Source organism: Haloprofundus sp. MHR1 (assembly GCF_005155585.1).
Lineage (GTDB): Archaea > Halobacteriota > Halobacteria > Halobacteriales > Haloferacaceae > Haloprofundus > Haloprofundus halophilus.
Genome location: NZ_CP039833.1, coordinates 183167 through 197344, shown reverse-complemented (window position 1 = coordinate 197344; position 14178 = coordinate 183167). Strand labels below are relative to the sequence as shown.

Sequence of the window (14178 nt, the reverse complement as noted above, 5' to 3'; positions counted from 1 at the left end):
CTGCTGTACGACGCCGAATTCGGCCATTCAGACGTGTGACACGTTTCCGCCCGCGACGACGGAGAAAGCGGACCGTGCGACCCCGACCCAAAGCTACAATTTCGCCGCGCGTGACCGGGCGCCATGGAAGGAATCGGACCACCGCTTGCGACCCCGTTCGACGAAGACGGCGACCTCGACGAGGAGGCGCTCAGAGCGCTCGTCGCCTGGGTCGAAGCCCGAGGCGTCGACTTTCTGGTCCCCTGCGGGTCGAACAGCGAAGCCGAACTGATGAGCGTCGAAGAGCGCGCCCGGGTCGTCGAACTCGTCGTCGAGGAGGCCTCCGTGCCGGTGCTCGCCGGAACCGGCCACCCCGGCCTGCGCGAGACGAAGCGGCAGACGCGGTTGGCCGCCGACGCGGGCGCCGACGGCGCGCTCGTCGTCACGCCGTTTTACTTCCCGCACGACGAGGCGGCGCTGGAAGCGCACTACCGCGAGGTGGCCGACGACGCCGAGATTCCGGTGTACCTCTACAGCGTCCCTGCGTACACCGGCGTCACGCTCTCGTCCGACGCCGCGGGTCGACTCGCCGGTCACCCGAACATCGCCGGGATGAAAGACTCCAGCGGGAACCTCGAAGCGTTCGGCCGCACCCGACGACTCGCCGGCGACGAGTTCGAGTTCTTCGTCGGTGCCGGCAGCGTCGCCGCGCACGCGCTCGACGCGGGGGCCGACGGCGGCATCTTGGGCCTCGCGAACGTCGCCCCGGAAGCGTGCGCCGAGATATACGAACGCCACCGCGAGGGCGACGCCGAGGGCGCCCGCGAGTTGAACGCCGGTCTCGTCGAACTGAACCGCGCGGTGACGTCAGTCCACGGCGTCCCCGGGCTGAAAGCGGCGATGCGTGCCCGCGGCGCGCCCGCCGGCTACGCCCGTGCGCCGCACCAACCGGTGGACGACGAGGCGCGGGAAGAGCTCGAAGCGCTCGTCGCGGAACTGTAAGACGAGTCCACGGAGTCGCTACCGTTCGTCGTCGACTACCGTCGCTCGCGTCGCCGTCGCCTTGAACGACGCGACGACGGGCACACCGTCACCCAATCCGAGCCGTTCGACGCTCTCTGCGGTCACGAGCGCGAACAGCGGCACGTCCGCGCCGATATCGACCGCGACGGTGGCGACGGCGGTGCCGGAGTCGAGGTCGGAGACGACGCCCTCGAAGCGGTTGCGGGCGCTCGTCGCCGCCGACGGGGGCGCGTCGTCGGGCGCGTGCAGCGTCACGGCGTCGGCGCGGACGCTCACTTGCACGGGCGTCTGTGGGTCGACCCCGTCGGCCACGTGGCCGTCGGCGCCGACGACGAGCGCGCGAACCGGTCCCGCGTCGGTGTCAACGACGCCGAGTTCGCCGTCGACGCCGGCGACTCGGCCGTAGAGCACGGCTTCGCGCGCGCCCGTCGTCCCCGAGAGGGCCGCGCGGAGGCGCGCGAATCGGTGGAGCAGCGCTCCGGCCCCGTCGGTGAGTTCGCTCCCGCCGCCGTCGGCCCCGCCGCGTCGACGCTCGACGAGCGGGCCGAAGGCGCCTTCGAGCGTTTCGAGTCGAGAGAGCGCGCGGGCGCGGGAGCGTCCGAGCGCGGCGGCCGCGGCGCTGACGGAGCCGGAGTCGTCGACCGCGCGGAGCAGGTCGGCGTCGTCGTCGTCGAAGGTGACGCCGTCGGATGCGAGGTACGCCTCGAACGCGCCGTCCATACCGTCCGTTCGCGGGCCCCCGTAATGAGTCCACCACTCCCGAGCGCCTCGGTCTCAGTAGACGAGTTCGCCCGCGACGAACTGGCGGGCGCGGTCGTCGTGCGGCGACTCGAACACGCGCTCGGTGGGCCCGTGTTCGATGCACGTCCCGTCGAGAACGACCGCCGTCTTGTCGGCGACGCGGCGCGCCTGCGCCATGTCGTGCGTGGCGAGCGCGACGCCGATACCGCGCGCTTTGGCCTCGCGCACGGCGTCCTCGATGACGGCGGTGTTCCGCGGGTCGAGATTCGAGGTCGGTTCGTCGAGCAGGAGCACGTCGGGGTCGACCGCGAGCGCCCGCGCGACGCCGACGCGCTGGGCTTCGCCGGACGAGAGCGACTCCGCGTGTTTGTCGACCATGTCTGCCATGCCGACGGTGTCGAGCGCGTCGAGCGCGGCGTCCGGGGGCGACCAGGCGCCGACCGTTCGCAGTAGCGAACCGCGGAGACGACCCCACCGCGAACGTCTGACGCCGAGACCGTACGCGGCGTTGTAGCCGACCGACGCCGAGAACAGCGACCGGTCCTGCGCGACCAGGCCGATGCGTCGCCGGAGTCCGAGACGCTCTTCGTCCGACAGCGACCACGCGTCGCGGGCGTCGGAGTCGGCGTGCCCGTCCGTCGATGCGTCGGCCTGCCCGGCCATCGACGCGTCGGCCTGCCCGGCCATCGACGCGTCGGCCTGCCCGTCCGCTCGAACGGTGGCGACGGAGCCGCCGTCGGTCGCACCGTGGGTGCCGCTGAGGGCGTCGTCGAGCGCGATCCGGCCCCCGTTCGGCCGCGAGAACAGCGCCAGGAGTCGCAGCAGCGTCGTCTTTCCGGTTCCGGAGGGGCCGACGATGGCGAGCACTTCGCCGGGTTCGACGGTGAGCGAGACGTCTTCGAGGACCGGCTTCCCGTCGAAGCCGTGAGAGACTCCGTCGGCGACGAGGCGGAGGCGGTCGACGGCTTTCCGCCCGCTCATGCCCGCCCTCCGTCGCGGATGCGACCGCCGAGCGCGTTGACGACGAGGACGAGCACGAGGAGCACCGCGCCGAGCGCGAGTCCAGTCTCGTAGTTCCCGCGGCGAGCCTCGACGGTGACGGCCGTGGTCAGCGTCCGGGTGAAGGAGGTCTGTTCGGGCGGGTAGACGATGTTGCCGCCGACGATGAGCACGGAGCCGACCTCGCTGATGGCGCGGCCGTAGCCCGCGAGGACGGCCGTGACGATGCCGTAGCGCGCCTCGCGGAGGACGAGCAGCCCCACGTCGGTGTTCGTTCCGCCCGCGGCGAAGGCGGCGTCGCGCAGGTCGCCGCCGACGCTCTCGACGGCGGAGATGGAGACGCTGAGGACGACCGGCGTCGCGAGGATGGTCTGCGAGATAATCATCGCCTGCGGCGTAAAGAGCAACTGGAGGTCGCCGAGGGGGCCGGCGTTCGAGAGCGTCAGGAGGACCACGAGACCGACGACGACGCTCGGAAAGCCCATCCCGGTGCTGATGACCGTCGTGAGGAGGCGTTTTCCGGGGAAGTCGCCGAACGCGACGCCGACGGAGACTGGGAGGCTGACGAGCGTGCTGATGCCGACGGCGACGGTGCTCACGTACAGCGACACGATGGTGACGCTGACGAGGTAGTTCAGGTTCAGATCGCCGAAGGCCGGAATCACGGTTCTGTCTGAGGTAGCACCCGACTAATAATCCGCCGGGACGTGGTGTTCGACCCAGTAGAGATACTGTTTGTCGCGCCGCGAGAGCGACTGACTCTCCTCGGCGCTGTACCCCTGCGGGACGTACTGTTCGAAGTTCGGCTCCTCCGAGAGCGCGTTCGGGAAGAACAGCTGCGAGCCGTTGGCGGTGTAGCTGTCGATGGTGCCCTGCCCCTCGGGGCTCGTGAGGAAGCCGACGTACGCCATCGCCAGGTCGTACTCGACGTTGTCGTGCTGGGCGGGGTTGACCGGGATGACGCCGTAGGGGTTCTGCAGGATGACCGGACCGCCCTGCAGCGGCCCCTGCACGTGGACGACGAGGTCGATTTCGTCCTGCATCGAGAGGTACGTCCCCCGGTCGGCGATGGTGTACGCGCCCGACTGACTCGCCTGGTTGAGCGTGTCGCCCATCCCCTGACCGATGGCGCGGTACCACTGCCCGCCGGGGTCGACGCCCGCCTCCTCCCAGACGAGCAACTCCTTCTTGTTCGTCCCCGAGTCGTCGCCGCGGGAGACGAACGTCGACCCGGTCTCGGCGATGGTCGAGAACGCCTCCGTCGCGCTGTCCATCCCGTCGATACCCGCCGGGTCGCTCTCGGGGCCGACGACGACGAAGTCGTTGAACATCACGTCGCGGCGGTTGACGCCGTGGCCCTGCTGGAGGAACTCGTCCTCGGCCCCGCGCGCGTGGACGAGAATCACGTCTGCGTCGCCGGCCGCGCCCGTCTCGATGGCCGCGCCGGTTCCCTGCGGGATGGTGTTGATGGTCGCGTCGAACCGCTCTTCGAACATCGGGTTCAGTTCGTCGAGCAGACCCGTGTCGTACGTGCTCGTCGTCGTCGCCAGCGTGAGTTCTCGTCGGCCACCGCCGTCGCCGTCGCCGTCGCCGTCGCCGTCGCCCTGACCGCCGCTGTCGCTCTGGTTGCCCGTCGAACCGTTGTCGGTGTCGTTCTCGGAGGGGTTTTGACTCGAACAGCCGCTCAGCCCGAGAATCGCCCCCACGCCCGCGGCCTGAACGAACCGTCGACGTTGTATCTTCATGGATTCATCGATGGAGAGCGGGTGGTTAAGTGTTACTCACTCGCCGTAACCGCTCGCGGTTTCGTCCGGTCGCTCGGGTGGAGAGATGCGATTACTGAGAACACTCATGATTCCCGCCGTACAGCGCCCGGTAATGGCACTCGCGGACGTTCGAGAGAGCAGGACGATTCGGTTCGACACCGGGGAGGTGACCGGCGCGTTGGGTGATTCGGTTACGGTCCTCCCGATAGTCGTCGCGCTCGGCGCGCTGACGCCGATGTCGCTCTCGCACGTCCTCGTCGCCTTCGGCCTGTTCCAGGTCGTCTGGGGCGTCGCCTACGGCCTCCCGCTGTCGGTCGAACCGATGAAAGCGCTCGCGGCGCTCGCCATCGCCGGGGCGCTGAGCTACGGCGAACTCGTCGCCGCCGGCCTCGTCGCGGGCGCGGTGCTGCTTCTGGCGGGACGGACGAGCGCCATCTCGTCGGTCGAACGCTACGTCGGAGAGCCGGTGGTTCGCGGCGTCCAACTCGCCGTCGCGCTCCTCTTGGCGCAGACCGGCGTCGAACTCGGCCTCGGCAATCTCGCGCTCGCGGCGCTGGCGGTGGCGCTCACGCTCGGCGTCGCCGCGGCGGGCCGACCCCGAGCGGCGACGCTCGTCGTCCTCGGCGTCGGCGGGGCGATGGCGGCCGCGACGGCCGGCGTGCCGACGCCGCAGCTACCGGCTCTCGGCGTCTTCCCCGCTGGCGGCCCCGCGCTCACCCTCGGCGCCGTGGAGGGTGCGACGGCGCAGTTGGCGATGACCGTCGGCAACGCCGCCGTCGCCACGTCGCTTCTCTGCTCGGACCTCTTCGACGCGGACGTGTCGGCCGACGACCTCTCGACGAGCATGGGCGTGATGACGCTTCTCTCCGTCCCCTTCGGCGGCTTGCCGATGTGTCACGGGAGCGGCGGTCTCGCTGGCAAGTACGCCTTCGGCGCGCGGACCGGCGGCGCGAACGTCGTCCTCGGCGCCCTCTACGTCGTCGCCGCGCTGTTCGCGGGCGTCGTGCTCGCGTTCCCGATGGCGCTTCTGGGCGTCCTCCTGGTGCTCGTCGCGGCGCAGTTGGCTCGGAGCGCAGTTCGGACGGAGTCGCTCGCGCTGACCGTTCTCGTGGGCCTCGTCGGAGTGGCGACGAACGTCGGCGTCGCGTTCGTCGTCGGAGTCGTGCTGTGGCTCGGCGCGTCGAGGTTGGGCGTGGCCGGGACCGCAGACCGGTAAGCGTCTTGTGGTCGCGCCGCCATCTTCGGGTATGACCTGGGCCGACCTCTTCGAGCGAGCACCGGAGTACGACGTAGCCGAGGACGAGGTGCGCGACGAGCTCGAACGGAGGCGGAGCGAGGATGACTGAGCGCGCGGAAGTGACCGAGCGATCCGAGGCGTCTCCCGCGCGCGTCGTCGCCGACGCGGACGTGCTCGCGGCGGACCTGCTCGTCGGCGGCGACTCCCGGCGAGCGCTCGACTGTCTCCGCGAACACTCGTGGACGACGCTCGTCGCCAGCGACGCGCTGTTGGACGACGCCGAGGCCGTCGTCACCTCGCTGGCGGACGCGGAACTGGCGACCGACTGGCGCGAGAGAGTCGAGACGCTGCGCGAACCGGTCGACCACGCCGACGGCGACCACCCGGCGCTGGGTTCGGCGTACCACGGCGGCGCGATGCACCTCCTGACGCTCGACCCGCGCCTCCAGACGGCGCAGGCGGGCGCGACGCTTCGGAAACGCGTCTCGCTGAGCGTCCGCCACCCGAAGGCGTTCGCGACGCTGTTCGACGCCGCGAGTCTGTATCGGGAAGTCGAAGGCGGCGAGTATCCGGGCCCGGACCGCGACCCGCGGACGTAAGCGGCCGTGGTCGGGACTGTTTGATAGTCGGTGATAGAAAACGGTGAGGGAGTTCCGAACAGCTATCTAGAGAGTGTTTGTTCAGCGGCTATATCGACTCGAACATTCAAACGCTCAATTCGTTCGCGTTTGAACCTACGTCGGACGCTTCGCGCCCGACGAGGTTTGCTTCGCTACCGTTCAGCGAACCGCCGGAGGACAGAGCCCTCCGAGGCACGCCTCGCTATCGCTCGGCGTACCACTCCCCGAACTTCGCCAGCGCACGCCCCCGATGCGAGATGGCGTTTTTCTCCTCGGTGCTCATCTCGGCCATCGTCTTTCCGTCGTGCTCGAAGATGGGGTCGTAGCCGAATCCGCCCTCGCCGCGCGGGGCGACGAGCCGGCCGCGGACGACGCCTTCGAACAGTTTGACGGGCAGAGGTTCGGTCTCCTCGGCGTCTCGCTCCGCGCCCGCCGCGGCGGCGGCGACGCGGTCGTCGCGGTCCACCGGGTCCGGCGATGCCGCGAACGGTTCGCCGTCGCAGTAGGCGAGCACGCAGCGGAACGACGCCTTCCGGTTCTCCTCCTGTTCGCCCAACCGCCAGACGCGGTCGACGCCGACGGTATCCTCGACGTACGAGGAGTACGGACCCGGAAACCCGCCGAGGGCGTCGACGAACAGCCCCGCGTCGTCGACGAGGACGGGTTCGCCCACCTGTCGGTACGCCTCGCGCGCGCCGTGAGCCGCGATACGCCCGAGGTCGTCGCTTTGAATCTCCGTGTAGTCGAAGTCGACCTGTCCGACCGACTCGCCGAGGTACGACGTCGCCTCCGCGACTTTCCCCTCGTTCGTCGTCACGTAGTGGAGCATATCCGAGGAGGGGGTCGCCGGTCGCAAAGAGGCGTCGGTCTCGCGAAGCGCCGACCGCACGCGGAGTGTACGCGTAGAGCACACGCGCCGGGAGGAACTGTATTATCGTTTGTCATGGGGCGAGAACTACATAGGACTCGGTATCAGAAGGTAAGAAAAATATCAGGTTTTAAGCCAGTAGGGTCGAACAAGCCGGGTATGTCCGGGGCACGGCAACAGCGCGCTGTGGAGTTGGTGACAGTCAGGAAGGAGATGAACGCGCACGGCGCGATGACCGTCGAGGCAGTCGACTCGAACGCCACGCGCCACATCGCCGAGTACGAGACCTCGCAGTTGCAGTCGACGCTACAGCAACTGCCCGCCGGGGCGTCGGTTCCGCTGGAACTGCGTCCGGTCGGCACGCGCGGCAACGTCTGGCGCGCGACGGGTCTCGCTCGTTCGCGTCAGTGACGACTCGCGGTCCGTCGAAGTGGGAGAAGAGCGCGGTTCAGTCGTCGTCGACGACGACTTCGACCGGTCCGTCGTCCTCGTACTCGGCTTCTTCGCGGCTCTTGCGCTCCTGGAAGAGCAGCACCGCCGCGACCAGCAGGACGACCCACGAGCGCCAGTTGGCGAGGTTGAGCGTGTAGCCCACGCCGAACGGTTTCTTCACCAGCATTCGGTCACCGGGTTGCCAGTACGAAGACAGCATCCGACCGGCGCTCGGGCGCTCGAAGTTGTACGGGACGCCGAACAGTTCGCCGGTCTCGGGTTTGTCGGCCATACGAGAGCGATACACTCGCCTCTGATAAATCGTTTTGGCTGTGTCGTCGCGCGTGCAAATCGCGGCGCGACCCGGTCGATGGGTCAGCGCAACCCGGTCGGTCAGCGATAGCGCCCGCGCGACTCCACGGTGCGGAGGCGCGCGAGCACGTCGTCGCCGCCGGTCTCCGCGTAGCCCGCCTCGAACGCCTCCAGAAGCGGGTCGGGGTCGGCAGCCGTCCCCTCGATGCTCTGTTCGAACACGTGCAGGTCCATCGCGTGGTCCTCGACGTGGCCGGTGTGAAAGCCGAGGCCGAAGTCGATGAGGAACGTCCGACTCTCGCCGACCCGGACGTTCCGCGTCGTCGGGTCGCCGTGGACGATTCCGACGCGGTGCAGCGACGCGAGGGAGCGACCCACGTCGGCGACGGCGTCGGCGTCGAGCGTCGCCGCGAGGTCGGCCTCGCCGACGCGCTGGAACGTGATAGTCGCCTCGCGCACGTCGACGTCCCGAACCAGCGGCGTCGGGACGCCCGCCCGCCGCGCCTCGCTCGTGAGCCGCGCCTCCGCGACCGTCCGCTCGCGGCGGAGCCGCGCGTCGAGTTCGGGGTGGCGGTACGCCTTCGGGACGCGCCGTTTCACGACGCGCTCGCCGTGGAACTCGACGGTCGCTTCCGCGCCCCTGACGGCGCCGTCGTCGTCGACGGCGCGGGCGACCGACTCCGCGTCGCCGCGCCACGTCACCGGCACCTGGTCGGGGCGGAAGTTCGGGTCGATGGCGGATTCGTCGATGGGGACGGTGTCGCCGGCGGCGCACATCTTCGCGCCCAAAACCGCGATCATCCCGGCGTTGTCCCGCAGGAAACGCGGGTCCGGCGCGTAGAACTCCGCGCCGCGTTCCTCGCACATCGACGCCAGCATCTCCCTGAGGCGCCGGTTCTGTCCGACCCCACCGCCCAAGACGAGTTCGTCGGTCCCCGTGAGCGAGAGCGCGCGCTCGGCGACTTCGGTGAGCATGCCGAAGACGTGCTCTTGGAGCGAGAAGCAGATGTCTTCGACCGCCTCGCCGTCGTCAGCGGCCTGCTTTGCGGCGCTCATGATGCCCGAGAAGGAGAAGTCCATCCCCTTCACCGTGTACGGGAGGTCGATGTACTCGCCGTCCGCGGCCGCCCGTTCGACCTTCGGCCCGCCGGGGTGGGTCCAGCCGACGTGTCGGGTGAACTTGTCGATGGCGTTGCCGACGCCGGTGTCCATCGTCTCGCCCAGGACGCGGTAGCGACCGTTGTGGTAGCCGAGCAGGTGGGCGTTCGCCCCCGAGGCGTTGAGACAGACCGGGGAGTCGAAACCGGACTCGTGGCGACCGATTTCGAGGTGCGCGACCATGTGGTTGACGCCGACCAGCGGCACGTCGAGCGCGCCGGCGAGCGCTCTGGCGGCGGTGCCGACGATGCGGAGACACGGGCCGAGGCCGGGGCCGCGGGAGAACGCAACCGCATCTATCGGAGGGCTCTGTTCCCCACTCGTCGCTTCGGCGCGCTCCAGAACGGTTTCGACGACGCGCGGGATGGCCTCGCTCATGTGTTCGGCCGCCTCGCGCGGGTGAATGCCGCCGCTGTCGGGTTCGTACGGGTCTGATTCGATAAAAGTCTCGTCGCGTTCTGTATCGTGCAACGCGGCGCTGGCGGCCCACGCCGTCCCTTCGATACCCAGAACGCGCACGTCTCGGATTACGCTTCTTCGGCTTCCGCGTCGCCGTCCTCCGCGGTGATCTTGTTGCGTTCGAGCATGTACTCCTGCTCGACGTCGCGGGCGAACTCGGGGCTCTCGTACACTTTCGCGTAGCCGGCGGTCTTGCGCATGCCGAACTTCGTGTCGAGTTCGTGGATGACGACTTCGTCGGAGTTCTTGTCGAGTTTCGCCGCGAGGCTGTCGCGGACCGAGAGGCGCGAGGGCGTCGCCTCGTCGTGGGTCATCGTGAATCGAACGTCCGTTCTGTGCAACATTGGGTTCTCCTCCTCGTCGATGATTTCGATTTCCATAGTTCAGTTGCTCATAAATCCCGGCGAAGCAAGTAAAAGGATTTCGAAGAGAGGGGGAGCGGACGACGGCCGCGAGATGCGAGTCGGGGGTCAGACGCCGAGCGTCTCGAACGCTGCGTCGGAGTCGCCCTCCAACTGCTCCATCAGGTCGCGCGCCTCAGCCTTCGCATCCGGCGTGACGGCCACACCGACCATCCCCTCGTCGGGCTGGCCGTAGACGACGAGCGCGCCGACGGGAGCGACCAAGATAGCGGGGAGCGTCGCCAGGTCCTCTTCGCCCTCGGTGACGACGACGACGGTGTTCTCGTCGCTGTCGACGGCCTCGCGGAGCGCCGCGAGCAACTCCCGAGAGAGCGTCGCCGCCGGGTTCTCGACTTCGATGCGCGGGTTGTCCCCCGAGAGGACGCGGCTGATCTCGTCGCCGACGGCCTCGCGCTTGGTCTTGCCGTCGACGACGGCCACGTCGGGGTCGCGGTCGGCGGTTCGGAGGTGGTAGGTGACGACGTCGCCGACGGCGATAATCGGACCCTCTGCTTCCGAGAGCAGTCGCTCGGCGTCGACGTAGACGGGACCCAGCGGCTCTTTGAACGCTCCCCGGAGCGCTTCGGGGAGCCGCAGCATCAGCGGCTCACCGGACCTTCAGCGCGTAGCCGCCGGGTTCGTCGACGTTCATCTCGCGGGCGATTTCGCTCTCTTCCGGGTGGGTGATGACGACGTACCCCGCCCAGTCTTCGGTGAGGCTCGACGACCCGCAGTGGTCACAGCTCTGTGAGTCCGGTTCGTTGATGTAGTGGCACTCACGGCAGGCGAGGCGGGGTTTAGCCATCAGTTACCCTCCGTCGTGGCCTGTCGCTCCTCGCGTTCGGCCTGGAGCCAGCCGTGCTTGCCGAGGCCGGGCTGTTTCGCCGTGAGGCCGATCTTCGAGTCGCGCGGGTTGCGCTCGTCGATGCTCTTGGTGACGACGCGGACGCGCACGGAGTCGCCGACGCCGAGTGTGTCCGACGACTCGGTCGACGCCAACTGCTGGTTCTCGCCGTCGTAGGCGAGATACTCGTCCGATATCTGCGAGACGTGCAGCAGTCCGTCGACCGGACCGATACCGACGAACGCGCCGAACTCGACGACTTCGACGACGATGCCGTCGACGACTTCCTGCATGTGGGGGTCGTACGTTATCGCGTCGAACTCCGCCTCGTAGTACACCCCCGGTCGGTTCGGGAGCACCGAGCCGTCGCCGATATCTACCACCTCGGCGATGCTGACGACGCTGCCGACGTCCTCGTCCATCCGTCCTTCCAACTTGTCCTGTAGCAGACGCTTCACCCGTTCGGGCGTCACGTCGGCGAGGTGCCGCGGGGGCACCTCGACCGTGTCCTTGAGTCGTACCCTCTTGTACATGTTATGGTTCTGTGATACTCAGTGTGTTCCGACCCCTTAAACCGATTACCCGAACGCCGCGTTCGAGCAGACGGTCGCGCAGGGGTTGGTCGTTCGTGGCGACGTACTCACAGTCGCCGCGCGCGCCGAGTTCGACCAGCGCGTCGTCGGCGTACGTCGCCTCGGTCTCGACTTGCTGACAGCGGTCGGCCGCCAGATCCGCACCGACGCTCGCCGCGACGCTCTCCTCGCCGTTGCCCGCCGAGAGCGTCTCCAACTCGTCGACGACGGTCTCGGGGACCACGAGGTCGACGGTCCCCGGACCGAACAGTCGGTCGAGTTCGTCGAAGACGCGGACGTCCAGTTCGACGGGCATCATGAGCGCGTTGGTGTCCATGGCGACGACGACCATCCGTTACTCGACGAGCGTTCCGATGCCGATGAGTCGCCAGCGCGCGCCGACGCGGCGGTTGATGGCTATCTTCGCCCCTTCGGCCGCACAGACGGGGCGCTTCAGCGACACCTCGCACTCGTTCTCGCGGGCGCTCGTGACCGCGCCGACGGTCGTCGCGGTGCCGACGGTCAGCATCAGCGGTTCGCCCGTCGAAATCTCGTCGATTTCGTCGTCCCCGCCGACGACGCGTTCGAGGAGGTCGACCTCCATCTCGAACGCCTCGCGGGTCGGCGGCAGCGTGCCGGGCGTTCCGGCGACCTGCCCCGCCAGCGCGTCACCCTTCGTGAGACTCGGGTCGAGACCGGTGCCGACGCCGAGCAGTCCGCCGGGCGTCGCCGTGTCGAGCATCTGACTGCCCGCCTGCAGCGAGCGAACCGTCGTCGTGATTGGCTGCCACTCGGACTGGCCGCCCTCTTCGACCTCGCGGCCGGGGCGCAGTTCGATCTCGTCGTCGACGCTGAGCGTCCCGTCGACGAGACTGCCGCCGACGACGCCGCCGAAGAGGTCCTCCCACGTCGTCCCCGGTCGGTTGATGTCGAAACTGCGCGCGACGAACATCCGCGCGTCGTCGCTGTCGGAGCGCTCGGGGGTCGGAATCTCGCGCTCGATGGCGTCGATGAGCAGGTCGAGGTTGACGCCCTGCTGGGCGCTCACCGGGACGATGGGCGCGTCCTCGGCGACGGTTCCCTCGACGAACTCCTTGATCTGTTCGTAGTTCTCGACGGCGCGGTCGCGGTCGACGAGGTCGACCTTGTTCTGTGCGATGACGACGTTCTCGATGCCGATGATGTCGAGCGCCATCAGGTGTTCCTCGGTCTGCGCCTGCGGCACGTCCTCGGTGGCGCTCACGACGAGCACCGCGCCGTCCATCAGCGCCGCGCCCGAGAGCATCGTCGCCATCAGCGTCTCGTGGCCGGGTGCGTCGACGAACGACACCGTGCGAATCGGTTCGCTCGGTTCGCCGTTCTCGCACTCCTCTTCGACCGTGTAACACTCCGGTTCGTCCATACCCGGACAGCGTCGGAACGTCGCGTCGGCGTAGCCCAGGCGGATGGAGATACCGCGTTTCATCTCCTCCGAGTGCTGGTCGGTCCACGACCCGCTGAGCGCCTGCACCAGCGTCGTTTTCCCGTGGTCGACGTGGCCGACGAGTCCGATGTTCACCTCCGGTTGTTGTGTTTGTGTCACCATTGACCTCCTAAGAGCAATCTTGCGAAAGATTCGCCCCGTGCGAGTGATAAAGTTGCTGTTCTCACCGCGGCTGACGGTTCGCGCCGTGTGAACAACCGACTCGATTTCGGCGATTCGGAGCCCTCCGCGAGTCTCCGCCGACTCGTCGGCGGTTCGCCGCGCACCGCGTCGGCGACGACCAGTTCCCTTTTGCCCGCCCGCCGCCTCCGCTCGCCCGTGCAGGAGTTCGGGTTCGAGCTGGCCCTCTGTGCGCATCTCGAAGAGACGACGGACTCGCTCGTCGCCCGACAGCTCGGGGCGGCGGTCGCCTCCCCCGGCAGCCGCATCGTCGACACCGTCCTCGTCGAACCGGGGCCCGAGTTCGACGCGCGGACGCGAATCACCCCGAGCACCATCCCCGCGCTGGCGGTCGAGAGCGCCGCGGGCGTCGGCCGCGCGACGTACTGGAAGGACGCCTTCGACTGCCACCCCGACGTCGCCCGCCGCGTCGCCGACCGCGCCGTCGAACTCGGGTTCTTCGAGCGCGAGCGCCGCGGCGGCCGCGAGTACGTCCGCCGGACGACGCGCTACCCCGACGACTGGTTCTCCCGCCTGGTCGGCATCGAGAACAAACCCGACCTCGGGCGACCGGGCGACCTCGAACGACAACTCAGGACGGACGTGAGTCTCGCGCTGTTCGACGAGGTGGTGCTCGCCACCGAGAGCTACGTGACGCGCGCGCATCTCAACCGAATCCCCGAGGAGGTCGGCGTCTGGCGCTTCGACCCCGACAGCGGCGAGCGCGAGGTCGTCCGCGAGGCGGCGACGCTCTCCGTCGCCGACCCCGGCGTCGAACTGCTCGACGAGCGGCCGCTCCGGACGGACGTGGCCGTCGTCGGCGCGGGCGAGAAAGCGCGGAAGCGGCGGCGAATCGCCGAACGCGCGTACGGGAAGGGGTGGCGGAGCTACGACCTGCCCGCCTGTGCCCGGATGAGCCTCACCGACGACGGGCGACCCTACTGCGAGCACTTCGGACGCGTCGTCGACCCCGGCAGCGACTGCGGCGAGTCGTGTCCGGGGTTCGAGGCGAGCGATCCGTCGGAACTGGGGTTGGACGCGATCCGCGCCGAGCGCTCGCCGTGGGTCCGGGAACCCTCGGGTGTCGCGCGGCGACAGAGCGGGCTGGACCAGTTCGGGTGAGAG

The 14178-nt window shown here is 68.9% G+C and carries 18 protein-coding genes; 5 read left to right on the top strand and 13 right to left on the bottom strand.

The window, feature by feature from the left end:
- Positions 1 to 123: 123 nt before the first annotated feature.
- A complete protein-coding gene (locus tag FCF25_RS00930) occupies positions 124 to 981 on the top strand; it encodes a dihydrodipicolinate synthase family protein (RefSeq protein ID WP_137046994.1) in 858 nt (285 codons plus the stop codon).
- Positions 982 to 999: 18 nt separating this feature from the next.
- On the opposite strand, the gene FCF25_RS00925 is transcribed toward FCF25_RS00930, so the two are convergent.
- From FCF25_RS00925 to FCF25_RS00910, 4 genes are read right to left on the bottom strand one after another with little or no spacing between them, the layout of a single operon-like run.
- Positions 1000 to 1722 (bottom strand): TOBE domain-containing protein, encoded by a 723-nt coding sequence (locus tag FCF25_RS00925; protein ID WP_137046993.1) that lies wholly within the window; start codon positions 1720 to 1722, stop codon positions 1000 to 1002.
- Positions 1723 to 1776: 54 nt separating this feature from the next.
- The gene (locus FCF25_RS00920) at positions 1777 to 2724 is read right to left on the bottom strand and encodes an ATP-binding cassette domain-containing protein (protein ID WP_137046992.1); all 948 of its coding nucleotides are present in this window, start codon (positions 2722 to 2724) and stop codon (positions 1777 to 1779) included.
- Complete coding sequence (locus FCF25_RS00915; protein WP_137049329.1) at positions 2721 to 3404, bottom strand: ABC transporter permease; 684 nt, start codon at positions 3402 to 3404, stop codon at positions 2721 to 2723. Before FCF25_RS00915 ends, FCF25_RS00920 begins: the two co-directional genes overlap by 4 nt.
- Positions 3405 to 3431: 27 nt before the next feature.
- Positions 3432 to 4487: a substrate-binding domain-containing protein gene (locus FCF25_RS00910; RefSeq protein WP_137046991.1), complete on the bottom strand. Its 1056-nt coding sequence runs from the start codon at positions 4485 to 4487 to the stop codon at positions 3432 to 3434.
- A 133-nt stretch (positions 4488 to 4620) separates the two neighbouring features.
- Here FCF25_RS00910 and FCF25_RS00905 point away from each other — a divergent pair, with 133 nt between their 5' ends.
- Positions 4621 to 5724, top strand: a complete 1104-nt coding sequence (locus tag FCF25_RS00905; protein WP_137046990.1) for a putative sulfate/molybdate transporter — start codon at positions 4621 to 4623, stop codon at positions 5722 to 5724.
- Between the two features lie 122 nt (positions 5725 to 5846).
- On the top strand, positions 5847 to 6344 hold the full coding sequence (locus tag FCF25_RS00900) for a hypothetical protein (protein ID WP_117594338.1): 498 nt from the start codon (positions 5847 to 5849) through the stop codon (positions 6342 to 6344).
- Positions 6345 to 6567: 223 nt separating this feature from the next.
- Here FCF25_RS00900 and FCF25_RS00895 read toward each other — a convergent pair whose 3' ends face one another.
- Positions 6568 to 7194, bottom strand: coding sequence for a non-canonical purine NTP pyrophosphatase (locus FCF25_RS00895; protein ID WP_137046989.1), 627 nt, complete (start codon positions 7192 to 7194; stop codon positions 6568 to 6570).
- Between the two features lie 198 nt (positions 7195 to 7392).
- Here FCF25_RS00895 and FCF25_RS00890 point away from each other — a divergent pair, with 198 nt between their 5' ends.
- Positions 7393 to 7644, top strand: a complete 252-nt coding sequence (locus tag FCF25_RS00890; protein ID WP_117594336.1) for a hypothetical protein — start codon at positions 7393 to 7395, stop codon at positions 7642 to 7644.
- Positions 7645 to 7681: 37 nt separating this feature from the next.
- On the opposite strand, the gene FCF25_RS00885 is transcribed toward FCF25_RS00890, so the two are convergent.
- From FCF25_RS00885 to FCF25_RS00850, 8 genes are all read right to left on the bottom strand, one after another.
- Positions 7682 to 7957, bottom strand: coding sequence for a DUF5808 domain-containing protein (locus FCF25_RS00885; protein WP_117594335.1), 276 nt, complete (start codon positions 7955 to 7957; stop codon positions 7682 to 7684).
- Between the two features lie 101 nt (positions 7958 to 8058).
- Complete coding sequence (locus FCF25_RS00880; RefSeq protein WP_117594334.1) at positions 8059 to 9654, bottom strand: bifunctional N(6)-L-threonylcarbamoyladenine synthase/serine/threonine protein kinase; 1596 nt, start codon at positions 9652 to 9654, stop codon at positions 8059 to 8061.
- Positions 9655 to 9662: 8 nt separating this feature from the next.
- Complete coding sequence (locus tag FCF25_RS00875) at positions 9663 to 9974, bottom strand: 30S ribosomal protein S24e (RefSeq protein ID WP_117594333.1); 312 nt, start codon at positions 9972 to 9974, stop codon at positions 9663 to 9665.
- Between the two features lie 90 nt (positions 9975 to 10064).
- Positions 10065 to 10595 (bottom strand): GTP-dependent dephospho-CoA kinase family protein, encoded by a 531-nt coding sequence (locus FCF25_RS00870; RefSeq protein ID WP_117594332.1) that lies wholly within the window; start codon positions 10593 to 10595, stop codon positions 10065 to 10067.
- 7 nt (positions 10596 to 10602) lie between these two features.
- On the bottom strand, positions 10603 to 10800 hold the full coding sequence (gene spt4 / locus FCF25_RS00865) for a transcription elongation factor subunit Spt4 (RefSeq protein ID WP_117594331.1): 198 nt from the start codon (positions 10798 to 10800) through the stop codon (positions 10603 to 10605).
- The gene (locus FCF25_RS00860) at positions 10800 to 11372 is read right to left on the bottom strand and encodes a DNA-directed RNA polymerase (RefSeq protein ID WP_117594330.1); all 573 of its coding nucleotides are present in this window, start codon (positions 11370 to 11372) and stop codon (positions 10800 to 10802) included. The genes spt4 and FCF25_RS00860 overlap by 1 nt, the downstream gene beginning before the upstream one ends.
- 1 nt (position 11373) lies before the next feature.
- Positions 11374 to 11748, bottom strand: coding sequence for a twitching motility protein PilT (locus tag FCF25_RS00855; protein WP_117595277.1), 375 nt, complete (start codon positions 11746 to 11748; stop codon positions 11374 to 11376).
- Positions 11749 to 11766: 18 nt separating this feature from the next.
- The gene (locus FCF25_RS00850; protein ID WP_137046988.1) at positions 11767 to 12996 is read right to left on the bottom strand and encodes a translation initiation factor IF-2 subunit gamma; all 1230 of its coding nucleotides are present in this window, start codon (positions 12994 to 12996) and stop codon (positions 11767 to 11769) included.
- Positions 12997 to 13185: 189 nt separating this feature from the next.
- Between FCF25_RS00850 and FCF25_RS00845 the strand changes: the two genes are divergently transcribed.
- Positions 13186 to 14175: a DUF5787 family protein gene (locus FCF25_RS00845; RefSeq protein ID WP_137049328.1), complete on the top strand. Its 990-nt coding sequence runs from the start codon at positions 13186 to 13188 to the stop codon at positions 14173 to 14175.
- The last annotated feature ends 3 nt before the right edge of the window (positions 14176 to 14178 follow it).